This window comes from Candidatus Poribacteria bacterium, from assembly GCA_009839745.1.
In the GTDB taxonomy this organism is placed as follows: domain Bacteria; phylum Poribacteria; class WGA-4E; order WGA-4E; family WGA-3G; genus WGA-3G.
On the sequence record VXPE01000050.1, the window covers coordinates 1 to 16,046 of the forward strand.

Sequence of the window (16,046 nt, forward strand, 5' to 3'; positions counted from 1 at the left end):
AGAAGGTAGCAGACATCTCAGAATATGTCAACTTATTTTTGGGCTTCACTATAATGTTTATCGAATCAAACATCGTAGGGATGCCTATGATCGATAGAAAGATTATGTACTAATCAAGAAATCCAGAAACCTAAAAAACATAAAAATGGAACATACCACCCGAATTGAACTCGAAAATCTAAAAGACCTATATGCCGTAGAATTAGGTGCTATCAACTCCGAAGATGTACGCAGAATTACCATAGAAAACGCCCTCGTCGATACCGGCGCAACAGGACTCTGTTTACCTACATCACTGATTCACCAACTCGGGCTTACGCCGCTCCGAAACATCCGGGCACAGACTGCAAACGGCACCATAGATCGGACTGTTTATTCACAGGTCAAATATACGATGTTGGAACGAAGCGACTTCATCACAGTAACAGACCTTCCTGAAGACGCACCCGTTCTCGTCGGGCACATGGTCTTAGAAATGCTTGACCTCTGCGTTGACATACAAAACGGATTGATTTACAATCCCGCACATGACGGCGAATGGATGATAAAAATCCTCTTGAATATCCCGATCTCAATGGAGAAATAAGTTGACTCCGAACATGCCCAAAAACCTCCTACGGCATCTGCCTGCCATCGAAAAACTCCTGAACACACAGGAAATGCTTGACTTGCAAGCCATCTACACGCGTTCGCTTGTGACGGAGGCACTGCGCGCCGTCGTCGCCGACATCCGAAACGACATCCTGAGCGGAAATCATACGCAACTCCCAGAACACGCGGAATACGCCAAGCGGACACATCAGAAAATCCTGGAAAAGATAGGCGAGCGTATGCGTCCCGTCGTCAACGCAACAGGCACGGTCACACACACCAACTTAGGCAGATCGCTGCTAAGCACGGCTACCTGTGAAGCTATCCAGCAAGCCGCACAGAATTACGTCAACCTCGAATACGACATCGCAACGGGAAGACGCGGGCATCGAGATAGGATCACCGAACCCCTTTTACAACAATTGACCGGCTGTGAAGCTTCTACAATCGTCAACAATAACGCCGCGGCGGTTCTACTCGCACTTCAGACGATGGCACGCGGTAAAGAGGTCATCGTCTCACGCGGAGAACTCATCGAAATCGGTGGCGCATTTCGAGTTCCTGACGTGATGGCGGCAAGCGGTGCGATCCTCCGAGAAGTCGGCACTACCAATCGAACCCATCTCCGCGATTACGCCGAGGCTATCAATGAAAATACAGGCCTCTTACTCAAGGTGCATCCGAGCAACTACAAAATTCTCGGTTTCACTTCAACGCCTTCAATGGAAGAACTGACGGAACTCGGTGCGCAGCACGGCATCCCAACGATGGAAGACCTTGGGAGCGGTGCACTCATTGATATGACGACTTATGGACTCCCGCATGAACCGCTCGTCGGAGAACGCATCGCCAGTGGTGTCGACGTTGTCACCTTTAGCGGGGATAAACTCCTCGGTGGACCCCAAGCCGGAATTATCGTTGGTAAAACGGAATGGATCGAGAAGATGCGTAAAAATCCGATGATGCGGGCACTCCGCGTCGATAAACTCATCATTGCCGGTTTGTCAGCGACGTTGCAACTCTATCTCACAGCGGACGACGCCCTAACGGAACGGTTTCCGATGCTCAACCGCTATACCCGACCCATGGAGACACTCCACACCCTTGCGACCGAGCTCAAAGCGCAGTTAGAATCCCTCTTCGGAGAAAAAGTGGATATTCAGGTCTCAGACACCTATGGACAGATCGGGAGTGGGGCACTTCCTGTCGAGACATTACCGAGTATCGCCCTTGTCCTTGAACCCGCGGAAGTTTCCGCTGAAATGCTCGCTGCGCAGTTCCGAAACGCTACAATTCCCGTCATCGGTAGAATCAAGGAGGGTCTCTTCTGGTTGGATCTGCGGACAGTTTATGAAAGAGAACAGACGTGGATCGTCGAAACTGCTACACAGGTTGCAAAGGCGTTATGAGAGCCGTGGGGATCTTTCTCATTGGTATCATCAGCGTTGGCATGTCCGCCTGTGGGCAAAGCGAAGACGGTTCCTCCACGACTAAAAACGCAGCAGAAATCGTTTCTGGAGTCGATGGTGCAACAATGGTGCTGATTCCGGCAGGCACGTTTCAGATGGGTTCTACCATCGGGGATAGCGATGAACACCCCGTGCATACCGTCACCCTCGACGCATTTTACATGGACATCCACGAAGTAACGAATGCCCGTTATCAGAAGTTCGTCCAAAGCACAGGCTACCCTCAGCCACCGCTGTCGCATAACCCAAGATTCAATGCCCCCGATGCGCCTGTTGTTCGGGTGAATTGGCGCGATGCGGCTGCATACGCAGCGTGGGCAAATAAACGGCTACCTACCGAAGCAGAGTGGGAATACGCCGCACGCGGAGGTCTGACTGGTAAACGATACCCGAATGGTGATATAATAACCTATGCAGATGCCAACTTTGGCAATGTAGGCGGCGCGGATAGATGGAAATGGACAGCACCGGTTGGGAGTTTCCCACCCAACGGCTATAACCTCTACGATATGGCAGGCAATGCATGGGAGTGGTGCTTCGATGAATACAACAGCGAATTCTATAGCATCAGTCCAGAAAACAACCCTCGCTTCGGCAGAGAAATTGCGCCAGATACCGAAAATTTTCGTATCCTACGCGGCGGCGGTTGGGGTGGAAGTCCGGAAGACCTCCGTGTCGCAGACCGATGGTATCACCTTTCGTCTGGAAGCACTATTGGATTTCGATGCGTGAAAGATTTTTAATTTATGGGATTCTGGACTGCGCTCCGCTACGCTTACGCGCAGGTTTTCGCGTAGAACACAACCACAAGCCTGCAACAATACGCAAAAACACGCAGGGTTTTTGATAGGGTGTTTCTTCAACTCGAACACGAAAATCGTTAAAGCCTCAGACCCCGTTATTTATCCGCAAGGAAAATTAAAAGAATGGCAGTTGCAGTTCAATTAACCCATGTTACGAAGGCATTCGACACGACGATTGCGGTCAACGACGTGAGCTTGGAGATTGAGAAGGGGGAATTCTTTTTCCTTCTCGGTCCCTCCGGATGCGGCAAATCCACCTTCCTCCGAATCGTCGCCGGATTCTATAAACCCGACACCGGTGAACTCCGATTCGACGATACCGTCATGAACGACGTGCCACCACACCAACGCAATACAGGCATGGTATTCCAGAACTATGCCTTGTGGCCCCACATGTCGGTCGCCGAAAACATCGAATACGGGCTAACGCTTCGGAAACTCGAAAAAGCGGAACGCACCGAAAAAATCACGCGCGCACTGGAAATGGTCCAGATGGAAGATTTTCGGGACCGTGCTGTCAACACCCTCTCTGGTGGACAACAGCAGCGCATTGCCCTCGCCCGTGCCCTTGTGATTGAACCGAGTGTTCTCCTCCTCGACGAACCGATTAGTAACCTCGATGCCGCACTCCGACAGCAAATGCGCGACGAAATAAAGCAGATCCACGACCGCACCAATATTACAATGTTCTACGTCACACACGATCAGGTGGATGCCCTCTCTATGGCAGATCGAATGGCAATTATGCAGGACGGTGTTGTCATCCAAGTCGGCACGCCGCGCGAAGTATACCAGTTTCCAAAGAATGCTTTTGTTGCAAGCTTCGTTGGGGAAACCAATTTTATTTCAGGCAAGATCGAACAGGCATCAAATGGGAGTGCAACTATAGAAACATCCGCCGGCACCCTCCACTCTACGACGATTTATCACGAACTCACACAAGGGACACCCGTGCAGTGCTCCATTCGACCAGAGGCACTTGTGATTGACAACGGTCAGAATGGCGGAAACCCCATCGAAAACAGGATAACCGCGAAAGTGACTGCGGTCAACTATTTAGGCAGGGTAGAGGAATATCAACTGATGGTCTCCGAAGACCTTCCCCTTAAAGCCGTCCACCACAATCCCGGCACAGAAACAAAAAAGCCGGGAGACACCGTGCAACTGTCAATATCAGCAGACGCAGTTATCCCACTGCCCGATTTTTAATTATACCTTGCGGTTCGATAAGGAAGGTTGAAGAATCAACGATCCTTGACGTATATCCGCCTGCGTGTTTTTGCTTGGGGTTTTTGATAGGGGTCTTTGCTTGGGCATTTCTGCGTATTTCTGCGTATTTCTGCGTATTGTTGCAGGCTTGGCTCTTGACGCTATACTGTACATATCCTGATTTCAATCACGAATGCACCAGAAACCCGCTCGTAATGAAATGGAGAGCGGCCCAGAGGACCATAAATTAAAATATGCGACTAACATCCAGCCAACAAGATGCCCTTAATATAGAAAAACACATCTGCGTAACCGCTGGTGCCGGGTCTGGAAAAACCACGGTATTGGTCGAACGTTATCTCAAAATTTTGCGTGAAGGTAACGCCGACCCGCAAGAGATTGTCGCCATCACTTTCACTGACAAAGCCGCCGCCGAGATGAAGGAGCGAATTATTGAGGAACTCTCACTTCATGAAGAACGTGAACGTTCAGAACGGGACAATCCGCTACAAGGTCTCCGTGAAAAAATGAGCACGGCACACATCTCAACAATCCATGCGTTCTGCTCACGCATCCTACGAGAATTCCCTTTCCAAGCGGAGGTCCCAGCCAACTTCAGCATCCTACAAGGCATCGATCAGAAACTCTTACTACAGGAAACCGTGAAGCAAACCCTCAGAGACATTGCTACAGACGAGGAAGATAAACATCGGGACGCGTTTACCCGTTTGCTACAACGCTACGGAGGGCAGCAGAAACTGGTCGATCTCCTCTCCACTATGATAAATCAACGTGATGTCCTCGAACACCTCATGCAGGAAATCTATAGGCATCCAAACGATACAGAGATACGTGGAGCCTTACAAAAACGGGTTCGTGAAAGACAACAGGAGATTCAGGAAAGACTCATGTCAACAATTGACATCCCTGAATTCATCCGATGCTTAAATACCGTTTTGCAGATTGCAAGCGGCAAAAATGCAGCGGCAGTCAAAGACTTGACGCAACACTTAGAAACACTACATGGGCAAAACTTAGACCCATCTGACGCGTTGAACCTACTTACAGATACTGCATATCTCATTACAACGGCTCGCAATGACATTGCGAAAAGAGACTTTCTGGGGAGCCGCGTTACAACAACAGGTATTGAGGCTGAAATCAATTTTCTCGTATCGACTGCGAAAAAGATTAAAGCTGCACCGCCTATCAAAGACAACAAAAATACAGCAGATGAAGTTGAAACCGATGATGATTTTCTGCTTAGCACTATCCACGACCTACTCAAACTATACACCCGAATCTCAAAGGCATACAGAACCGCCAAACTCTCTCAAGGTAAACTCGATTTTACGGATCTGCAGCTGAAAACCCGCGATCTCGTTCGCGACAACGCAGAAATCCGACAGAAACTGGTGTCCCGGCACAAGTACTACATGGTAGATGAATACCAGGATACAAACGAACTACAGTACGAATTGGTGATGCTGCTCACGAACGAGCTCACAGCAGCGAATCTTTTTATCGTCGGTGATCCAAAACAGAGCATTTACGCATTCCGTGGCGCAGATGTCCGTGTATTTACAAAGACGAAGGAAAAAATCGTCGATAATGGAGGAGATGATATCCGTCTCACAGAGAATTTCCGATCCTTACGGGATACTGTCGGGTTCGTCAATTACTTTTTCAATCACTTGATGGGGGATGGAAAAGAGACCGAATTTGAAGTGGAATATGAAGCCCTTACCCAAGCTCGACCCGTCAACACAAACGGCAGCGTTGAAATTCTGCTCGGAAAACAGGATGAGGGTTTAGCAGATGAATACTCACTGATCGCACACCACATCAAAAGCATGAAAGCAAACGCAGAAACCATCTATAAGCGAGGCGCCAGTGAAGAGGGCAGGGGACAGGAAGCGGAACATCCGATTGAATATGGTGACATTGCCATCCTCATCCGCAGTAGAAGACATCTTCCGGATATTGAAAACGCCCTGCTTGAAGCCGACATCCCGTATCTCACCACTGGGGGTGTTGGTTTCTATCAACGACAAGAAATCTACGACATCTGGAACTATCTCAACTTCCTTAACGATCCAAAAGAAAACGAAACATCTCTTGCTGCTGTCCTTCGCGGTCCCGCTTTCGGTATCTCCGACACCGAACTCTACGAAATTTCACTCCAAAAAGGAGAAAATTTTTGGGAGCAAGCGCAGAACTATCAAGATCGGTCCCATAACCTCCGCACGGCGATAGCCACTTTAAAAAAGCATAAGCAATTCGCGCACCGAATGCCTGTAAACCAACTCATCGTAACCATCGTTAATGAAACAGGAATGATTGGGACACTGAAAACCGGAAAGCAGGGACAACAACGCTGGGTAAACTATCAAAAACTTTTAGAACACGCCAGAAACTTTGATGGCGATGAAACCAAGCAGATTCTTCCAGACTTTATCGAATTTCTGGATATTCTGATTGAGGAAGAGCGACGGGAGGGACAGGCACCCGTTGAGGCAAGCAGCGGCGCAGTAGAAATTATGACCATTCATGCCTCCAAAGGGAAACAGTTTCCAGTCGTCATCCTCCCAAGGCTTGATCGGCAAGGGCAAACAGACAGAGAGCCTTTCATTGATGAGGCATTCGGTATCGGTTTCAGTCCCCTTAATCCCGATAAAGACTACAACAAAACTGAGCCAGACATTGTTACACACATGAAAAACCGGACAAACGAGAAAGAAATAGCGGAAAAGAAACGCCTATTTTATGTCGGCACAACACGGGCTTGCGATCGGCTCATCTTATCAGGCACCCTTTCAGACAGCGGAAAACCACAGCAAATCCTTGAATGGCTCTACAAATATCTCGATATTGATGAAGAGGATCGTTTACTGGAACTGCCCGTCTCATTGGAAGTATTCACAGCAAACAGCAAAAACACTGAATCCTTCCAACTCCAAATCCCGATCCATCAGGGGGTTACAGAGACTGAATCCATAGATGAAATCTCCGATGAAACAACACCCGTTGATTTCCCTGAGCTGCCACGAAAACCGGAACTGACTGGGACTTCCGCAGCTTTCTCTGTCTCTGAACTCGCGAACTATGCCCGGTGTCCGCTACGCTATCAGTTACAAAACGTCCTACAAATTCCAACGAACGGGCAAGAAACACCGGATGTGGACGAAGACGAGATCAATGCCGCGCTCCGTTCCACACTGGCACGAATCAGGCAACAGTCAGATATAGAAGAACTTGACACTACGATTGACAAAGTTCTTGAGAATTATCCTGAAGTAACGACTGAATCGAAAATCGGGAATCAGAGTTCTCTCCTACAGCACGTTAACAATTTCATCAACTCGGAACTCGGTGAAACGGCATTCTCTGCATCCACGGTTCAGGTTAACCAGCACATTCACGCAGACATTAACGGGCATATCGTTGATGGCACGTTCGACAGACTCTTTAAAGACGAAACAGGAAACTATCAGATAATCAATTTTAAAACCGACGCGGCTCAAAATTTAGATACACCCGATCCAGAAATGGAACTTTACAGTCTACTCCTGCATCGGTGTTATCCAAATCAATCGACTGTGACAATTAATATCTTTTTTACCGAACAGGGTCAGTCGGAACAGAGGCACTTCAGTCCAGCACAATTGCAGGAACTCCAGGAACAGTGGGAGAAAAGAATCTTAGCACTGCAGGGCGGGGTTTATGAAAAGAATCTCGAACACTGTTGCTTTTGCCCCTATGCAGCTTCAGATGGACAGTGCATAATCACGGAGGCTTAAAATGAGAAAATTAACACCCATACTCGCGATCACTACAATCATCTGCCTTTCAGTCCAAGCATGGCACCCTGTCTTTGCGGGGACGTGGCGAGACGATTTTGAAGACAAAGACACCCGTGAATGGAAAATTTTTAATATCGACCGACAGGTTGAAAAATGGTGGGTTAGCAACGGCGAAGCAGTCGGAGAAATATTTTTGCCCGGTTTCATGAGCCTCTGGATTACCGGTGAACTCACGTGGAAAAACTATTCGTTCTCCTGCCGTGCAAAGTTAGTGGAAGACAAAAACGAACCTCCAAGTATCGGATTGACACTTCACGACAGAGGTGAGGAAGATACCCGTTACCTCTTTTTTATCGACTACGTTTTCGGCAACGCCAGAATCGTCAAAGCACTCCCAGACGACTGGTCCAGCGTCATCTTTGCTTTTGATGCCCAAATCGATACGTGGTATGAACTCACTGCCGCCGTCCACGAAGACGGCACACTTGAATTTAAAGTGAACGACGAAGTATTCAGTATCATTGACGACGATCCCTTGAAAGGTGGACAAGCCGGACTCGTCATCGCAGACGGGCAAGCCCACTTTGACGATGTCGAAATCACAGGTCCGAATATCAAGAATGGGGGCCCCGGAAGGGCACGTCCTGTCAACCCAAAAACCAAACTCGCAACCACATGGGGACAACTCAAGACAGGGAATCCAATCAGATAGTAGCATAGGCTGTTAGCCTGTGCAATGAGAAGGGTCCCGTTTTTTTATAGGGATCCGCCTAACAGAGCGTCATATCGCCAAAATTGCGCAAGACCTGTATAATTAAAAAATGGAAAAGAACACAATAGGCATTGGCATTATCGGCATGGGATGGATGGGCATGACACACGCCCGGGCATATCATCAGATCACGGATCGGTTCCACGACAGTCCGCTCCATCCGAGACTTGTCACCTGTGCCGATGATGTCGTCGAACGCACAACCGAGGCGAAAACACGTTTCGGGTTTGAACGCACAACCACCGATTTTCGACACATCATAGATGACGCAGATGTAGAGATCATCAATATCGCCGCGCCGAACAGCATGCACCTTGAGATCGTCGAGGCAGCGACAGCCGCAGGAAAACACGTCTTCTGTGAGAAACCCGTCGGACGGAACCCAGCAGAAACGAAAGCAATCTACGCAGCGGCACAGCGGGCAGGTGTAATCACCTGTGTCGGCTATAACTACAGATGGGCACCCGTCGTTCAATACGCACATCAATTGATTTCAGAGGGAAAACTCGGTACTTTAACCCACTATCGCGGTAGATTTTTCGCGGGTTACGCAAGTCACCCACGCGCGGTCCTTTCATGGCGTTTCCAGAAGGAAATCGCTGGATTAGGAACGTTGGGTGATCTACTTTCTCACGTCATTGACATGGCACACTTCATCGTGGGTCGTATTGACAGCGTTGTCTCACAACACGAGACCTTTATCCCGGAACGTCCTGTAGCAACAGCAGGCACCGGCACACACTTCACCCTCGGAACAGACGGCGAAACCGCTGCCGTCACGAACGAAGATTATGTCGGGGCATTGGTCAGGTTTGAGAACGGGGTCAGCGGCTCACTGGAGGCGTGTCGGATTATCACCGGTCCAAAATGCGAAATGGCGTTTGAGGTGCACGGGACAGCGGGTGCCTTGCGCTGGAACTTCGAGCAGATGAACGAACTTGAGGTGTACCTACCCGCCGAGGAGGGTTACCCAGACGGATACATCCGCGTATTAAGCGGTCCGAGCCACCCGTTTCACAGCTATTTTAATCCCGGTCCCGCCGTTGGATTAGGTTATGATGACCTGAAGACAATCGAAGCTTACCAGTTTTTGCAAGCCATCCACACAGGAAAACAGGGCAACCCCAGTTTCCGAGAAGCCGCCGCAGTCGCTGACGTGCAAACTGCCATCCAAACCTCATGGAAGGAGGGTCGATGGATTCTCATCTAATGGTAAAACAGGAACTATACTACGCCAAAAAGTTTGCAGGTGTACTAAAATCCGTAAAGTTAGAAAGTTGGTTTAATGCTGTAGCACTTTTAGCACACTTGATAACTTTCCTGATTTTTTTTTCTTTCAACGCCCTTGCACAATCCCTGCCGCAATTCACCGACATCACACACGAAGCAGGCATCGACTTCGTCCATAACACGGGTGCCTTCGGCAAGAAATACCTCCCCGAAACCATGGGATCCGGATGCGCCTTCATCGACTATAACACCGACGGTTGGCAGGACATCCTGCTCGTCAATGGAAAGGATTGGGAAGGCAAGGCAACCCAGAAGCGGCAAACCATGGCACTCTACCGCAACGACCAAGACGGCACCTTCACGGATGTCACCGAATCCGCGGGGCTCGCGACACCGCTTTACGGGATGGGGGTTGCCGTCGCGGATTACGATAACGATGGCGATCCAGATATCTATATTAGCACCCTTGAAACCGATCGGCTCTTCCAAAACAGGGGTGACGGCACCTTTGTCGACGTTACGGAAGCCGCTGGTATTGATAACCCCGGTTTCGGCACAAGCTGCGCGTGGTTCGATTACAACAAGGATGGACACCTGGATGTCTACGTCGCCAACTATGTCGAATGGAGCATCGAAAACGATCTGTTCTGTACCCTCGACGGCATCAATAAATCCTACTGCACCCCCGAATCCTACACAGGTCAATCCAGCAAACTCTTCAGAAATCGGGGCGACGGCACCTTCGCGGATGTCTCCCGTATCGCACGGATTGAGGACAATACGAGCAAATCCCTCGGTGTTTGCATCTTCGACTACAATGCCGATGGCTTACCGGACATCTTCGAGGCGAACGACACACAACCCAATAAACTCTATCAAAACAACGGCGACGGCACCTTCATCGAAAGCGGAATGCTTGCGGGAATCGCTTATAACGAAAGCGGGGTCGCAACCGGCGCAATGGGTATCGACGCCGCAGATTATGATCGCACCGGCAGAGAGAGCCTCGTTATTGGCAACTTTTCCAATGAGATGCTCAACCTCTATCACAACGAAGGCGACTTTTTCATCGATGATGCCCCTGCCGCGCATATCGGAAATGTCACCTTATTGACGCTCACCTTCGCATGTTTCTTCTTCGACTTCGACCTCGATGGCAACCTCGACATCTTCACCGCCAACGGACACGTCGAAACCGACATCAACGCCATCCAGACGCAAGTTACCTACGCCCAACCCCCGCATCTATTTCATAACGACTCCCAGGGCAAATTCACTGATGTGCTTCATCAAGTCGGCACGGATTTGGCAAAGCCAATGGTTGGCAGAGGGGGCACCTACGGCGATATCGACAACGACGGCGATTGGGATCTGCTCGTTACGACCTCTAACGGACCCGCACACCTCTTCCGAAACGAGGGTGGCAACCGCAAGGCATGGATTAAGATTCAACTCGTCGGACAAACGAGCAACCGCGACGGCATCGGCGCGCAGATCCGCATAACCTCTGCGCTCGGAACACAGACCCACACCGTCAAAAGCGGATCCAGTTACTGCTCACAGAGCGAACTCACTGCCATCTTCGGTATAAACGACGATACCATCATTGAAACAATTGAGGTAACGTGGCCCAGCGGTGCTGTCAGCACACGCACAAATATCAAACCCAACCAACAGATTCGCATTGAGGAATTTTAATTTTACCTTATTGTCAAAACCATCCTTTGACAATTCAGGTTTTTTGTGGTATACTTTAAGTCCTTTTTTTGAGTAGGATACGTTAAGCATATTTCGCCACTATTACCCTTATTCACGAATTGGTGCATATTGCACTCGGTGAAAGTGTTATCCAGAATACAGGTTTTGAAGCAACTCTCCCCTCCAATTTGGATCCAATTGAGGTTTTCTGCAATCAGGTAGCTGCCGAGGTTTTAGTTCCTGAAAATGAATTGTTAGAGATAGTAAATTTGGAGATGTTTAAAGAGGAACTACCCAGAATCACTAAGTTCTTTCATGTAAGCCCTGAAGTTATCATGCGTAGATTGTTGACACTTGGAAAAATTACACGACATGACTATCGAACGTACAGAAACCGCCAATTGGCAAAGTACAAGGACACCCCAGCGCGAACAGGTGGAGCCGTCCCTTATCATAATCGGCTTCTCAATACCTCCGGTGAGTACTTCGCACGAACTGCTTTTACAGCTTATTATGAGCAGAAAATCACACGTGCCGAGTTAGCTTCCGTTCTTTCCAATTGTGACACAAAACACCTTGCTAAAATTGAGGGTACTATCTTCGCATGAATTCATTTCTTAATCGTGATCAGATAATTTACAGTCTTGACACGAGCGCGTTAATTGCTGCCTTTCATGAACGATACCCAATCGAAAACTTCCCATCTTTGTGGCGTAAGATTGAGGAATTGATAAAAAACGATCGACTGAAAATGTCACAAATTGTTTTTGATGAAGCAATGAGAGATACGGATATAAAACAATGGTGCGACGAGTATCAATTAAAGCCATACTTTCAAGTACCAATCGATGAATTCGTGCAGGAGCAAGTCAGCAAAGTGTTATCGGAATTTCCAAGGTTGGTGGACAACCGAACTGGAAGATCAGGGGCTGACCCGTGGGTTATTGCTTTGGCGATGATTACTCAAAACTGTATCGTTGTGACAGAGGAAAATCCCACGAATAGCGAAAATAGACCAAAAATTCCCGATGCCTGTGCCCATTTTAACCTTCAATGCATCAAGGTAGTCGATCTAATAAAAGAGAAAACTGGATCTTTGAATAGACAAGGAGCAATCCCGCGCTTGACCGAAAACCGAAAACCTGCTATACTGCTGAAAAATTACGGAGACGGAGTTTCAAATACGTGGATTCGCCTAAACGTCCAAACCAAGACGCACTCTATCAAGCACTCAACATCTACCGCGATGCCATGCGCCCTTTTATTCTCAGAAACCTGAAAACAGTGCAAGGTTTATCCCCAGAAGATCGCTTCCAAAACGAAGCAGCTATAGATATTGGCGATTTCCCACACCTCTTCAGAAGATATTGGCACAATGCCTTTGAACAACGTTTCGATCCAGATCGCGATATTCGGAGTGCCGTCGGTATTGTAACGGAAGCACGAAATCAGGTTTCGCACCCTGGAACGGAAGACATCGATCTCAGCTACGCCCTTTCACGACTCCACGACATTGCAGATGTACTTGGGCAAATCAACGCCCCCGACCAGAAGCGAGAAGTTGAAGCCATTCGCGACACATTACTCACCCGCGCGGCATCAACTGTAGACCCGAAACCGAAACTACCGCGTAGAAAGACATCCGACCTCAAATCATGGCGTGATGTCATACGTCCCAATACGGATGTCATCGAAGGCACCTTCCGAAAATCGGAATTCGCCGCCGACCTTCAAGAGGTTTTTGAAGGAAACGCGAAAACGCCAGAATACGGTGAAACCGAAATATTCTTCAATCAGACATACATCACCCCCGGACTCCGAGAATTGTTAGTCAATACCTTAAAACGCCTGGGTGGCAAAGGCGGTAATCCGGTTATCCAACTCAAAACCGGTTTCGGGGGTGGCAAGACGCATAGTCTTATCGCCCTCTATCACCTTGTTACTGGGATTAACATCCTGAGAGAACTTCCAGCAGATGGCGATTATGCAAGACTGCGGAAAGAAATAGAGGACATTCTGGAAGAGGCAGAATGGGAACACAACGCGCCGCTTAATGCGAATGTCTCTGTCCTCGTCGGCACTTATCTCTCGACCACAGATGCAGATGAAACCCAACAGGGAGACCCGCTCAACACCCTTTGGGGCATGATGGCGGATCAACTCGGTGGGCAAGATGGGTATAATATCGTAAGAAAAGCCGCACGCGAAGGCACCGCCCCCGGCGGAAATCAATTGGACGCGCTCTTTGAACACGTTGGACCCTCTGTGATTTTGATAGATGAACTTGTCGCTTATGTGAGCAACGTCCAAGGTGTCACACGAGAAAGTATCTACACCTTCTTTCAAGCGGTTACGGAGTCCGTCAAGAGATCTGAAAACGTTACGCTCATCGCTACCTTACCAGAAGGGCAGACGCACGCAGGCGGAGAAGGCGGGTTAAGTGTCCTTGAAGCACTCGAATCTATCCTTGAAAGAGTTGACGCTGTCTCAATACCTTTAGAAATGGACAACGCTTATGAGGTTGTGCGGAGGAGATTGTTCGGGAGTGTAATTGATGAGACAGAGCGAGACCTAACTTGTGAAGCGTTTAGAAGGATGTACCAGAACTCGCGCAACGAATACCCCGAAGGGGTCAATGATCAACGCTACTTACAGCGTATGAAAGACTGCTACCCGATACACCCAGAGGTATTTGACCGGCTTTCCCAAGACTGGGCAGTAATTCCTGGATTTCAACGCACCCGCGGCGTGCTGCGGATGATGGCAACCTGTATCTCCCGGCTCTACCAAGAACAGGATCCTTCTCTGCTGATAATGCCCGCGAACCTCACACTTGACGATCCGGCACTCGCCGATGAATTCACGAGACTGCTTGCAAGATCCGGTGGACATTGGGATCCCATTGTCCAAGAGATAGACAGCCACGGTTCCCGCACTGAACAGATCGATAGGAGCTCTCAAAGTTTCATTGAGATAGGCAATGCAGCACGCCGAACCGCACGCACCATCTTCCTTGGAAGTGCCACAGGGGGCGCGGTCAAAGGCATCACGAATCGTCAAATTCACCTCGGGGTTGTTGAACCCGGACAAGGGGTCGCCGTTTACAATGATGCCCTCAGCAGAATGAGTGGCAACCTCTACTTCCTCTATAATCTTGACGATAGATATTACTTCCACACCCAGGAGAACCTCAACAAGGTCGCTATAGATCGCGCTGCGGAATATACCGACACAGATATCTATGCTGAGATCGTTTCACGGTTGGAAAGAGCCATCGGACGCGATCCGAGTGTGAACGTCTGCCCAACGTCTCCAAGTTCCGTCAAGGACTCCGAAACGATTCAATACGTTATCCTTCACCCACAGGCATCCCTACCAAGCCGCGAAAAGGAGACGGATATAGCCAGTGATACAGCACGCCACATCCTTACATACAGCGCGGAGGATGATCGACAGCGCACCTTCAGGAACACACTGCTCTTCATTGCCCCACGGCGAGACGCTATCCGAGACCTCATAAATCTTGTTAAAAAGTACCTCGCGTGGAACTCTATCATGAACGGGGATGTTCTAAACAGTGCTCTCACCACGCTTGAAGGAGCAAGGTTAGACCAAACCACGGAAAACCTCGAATCCGCTGAGGATGCGGTAACAACGGCGATCTTCAAGGCATACCGATGGACACTCGCTCCCACGCAAGCAGACCCGCAGAAGAACATCTACGGCTTCTCTATCGCTGATGCAAAAATTGATGATCGTAGAATCATCAGTCGGCTCCGTGACAAATTTGTTGAAGACGACGCAATCATCACAAAAATAGCGCCTGAAATCTTCTCGACACAATTGCAGCAATACATCTGGAGCAGCGATACCTATCAAGAGCACATCAGCATAGATACACTCTGGGAACTCATGGCACAAAACGTCTACATGCCACGGATGAGGGACCGAAGTGTTTTAGCAACGTGCATTAGAGAGGGAATTGCAGCAGGTGTATTCGGATATGCAAGTGCTTATGAGGGGAACGACTATCGCAACTTCCGTTTTGAAGAACAGATTGGTGGGCTCCGAGTGGCTGAAGGTAGCACAGCCGTCCTCATAAACCCTGAGATGGCAAAACTGATTAAAGAGGAACAACCCGACCCCGTCAAGCCACCGTCCCCGAAACCGGGTCCAGATCCAGAACCTATAGACTCACCTCCCGATATTGAGGAAACACCCCAAGGCCCCACGCACGTGGTTGTTACCAAAGCCTTGCAGTTAGAATTACCCTTCATGGACGAAATAGAAACCTTACAGGACGAAATCGCTCGCACCCTCCAAGCCGATGGCGGAAACGTGAAAATCGAAATCACCGTTACTGCCAATAAATCGGACGGCTTTTCCGAAAACACCACCCGCGCCGTAAAGCAAAACAGCGAACACCTCAAAGCCGAATTCGAGAGCAACTAAAAGTCTGTAGTTTTTGTAG

General features: G+C 49.0%; 11 protein-coding genes. All 11 read left to right on the forward strand.

Features of this window, described 5'->3' with window-relative positions:
* Positions 1-145 precede the first annotated feature (145 nt).
* The 11 genes from F4X88_08210 to F4X88_08260 all read left to right on the forward strand — a co-directional run bounded on the left by F4X88_08210 (position 146) and on the right by F4X88_08260 (position 16,027).
* Complete coding sequence (locus tag F4X88_08210) at positions 146-586, forward strand: aspartyl protease (GenBank protein MYA56262.1); 441 nt, start codon at positions 146-148, stop codon at positions 584-586.
* Between the two features lie 13 nt (positions 587-599).
* The gene (selA, locus tag F4X88_08215) at positions 600-2,000 is read left to right on the forward strand and encodes an L-seryl-tRNA(Sec) selenium transferase (GenBank protein ID MYA56263.1); all 1,401 of its coding nucleotides are present in this window, start codon (positions 600-602) and stop codon (positions 1,998-2,000) included.
* Positions 1,997-2,803 (forward strand): formylglycine-generating enzyme family protein, encoded by an 807-nt coding sequence (locus F4X88_08220; protein MYA56264.1) that lies wholly within the window; start codon positions 1,997-1,999, stop codon positions 2,801-2,803. Before selA ends, F4X88_08220 begins: the two co-directional genes overlap by 4 nt.
* A gap of 183 nt (positions 2,804-2,986) precedes the next feature.
* The gene (locus F4X88_08225) at positions 2,987-4,072 is read left to right on the forward strand and encodes an ABC transporter ATP-binding protein (protein MYA56265.1); all 1,086 of its coding nucleotides are present in this window, start codon (positions 2,987-2,989) and stop codon (positions 4,070-4,072) included.
* Between the two features lie 254 nt (positions 4,073-4,326).
* Positions 4,327-7,872, forward strand: coding sequence for an AAA family ATPase (locus F4X88_08230; protein MYA56266.1), 3,546 nt, complete (start codon positions 4,327-4,329; stop codon positions 7,870-7,872).
* A 1-nt stretch (position 7,873) separates the two neighbouring features.
* Positions 7,874-8,587, forward strand: a complete 714-nt coding sequence (locus F4X88_08235) for a hypothetical protein (protein MYA56267.1) — start codon at positions 7,874-7,876, stop codon at positions 8,585-8,587.
* A 109-nt stretch (positions 8,588-8,696) separates the two neighbouring features.
* Positions 8,697-9,857: a Gfo/Idh/MocA family oxidoreductase gene (locus F4X88_08240; GenBank protein ID MYA56268.1), complete on the forward strand. Its 1,161-nt coding sequence runs from the start codon at positions 8,697-8,699 to the stop codon at positions 9,855-9,857.
* Entirely contained in the window at positions 9,827-11,575 is a 1,749-nt protein-coding gene (locus F4X88_08245; protein MYA56269.1) for a CRTAC1 family protein, read from the forward strand. Before F4X88_08240 ends, F4X88_08245 begins: the two co-directional genes overlap by 31 nt.
* 101 nt (positions 11,576-11,676) lie before the next feature.
* Positions 11,677-12,183 carry an ImmA/IrrE family metallo-endopeptidase gene (locus F4X88_08250; protein MYA56270.1) on the forward strand — a complete coding sequence of 169 codons (507 nt, stop codon included), beginning with the start codon at positions 11,677-11,679 and terminating at the stop codon, positions 12,181-12,183.
* Positions 12,180-12,854 (forward strand): DUF4411 family protein, encoded by a 675-nt coding sequence (locus tag F4X88_08255; protein MYA56271.1) that lies wholly within the window; start codon positions 12,180-12,182, stop codon positions 12,852-12,854. Before F4X88_08250 ends, F4X88_08255 begins: the two co-directional genes overlap by 4 nt.
* Complete coding sequence (locus F4X88_08260; GenBank protein MYA56272.1) at positions 12,761-16,027, forward strand: ATP-binding protein; 3,267 nt, start codon at positions 12,761-12,763, stop codon at positions 16,025-16,027. The genes F4X88_08255 and F4X88_08260 overlap by 94 nt, the downstream gene beginning before the upstream one ends.
* Positions 16,028-16,046: the final 19 nt, after the last annotated feature.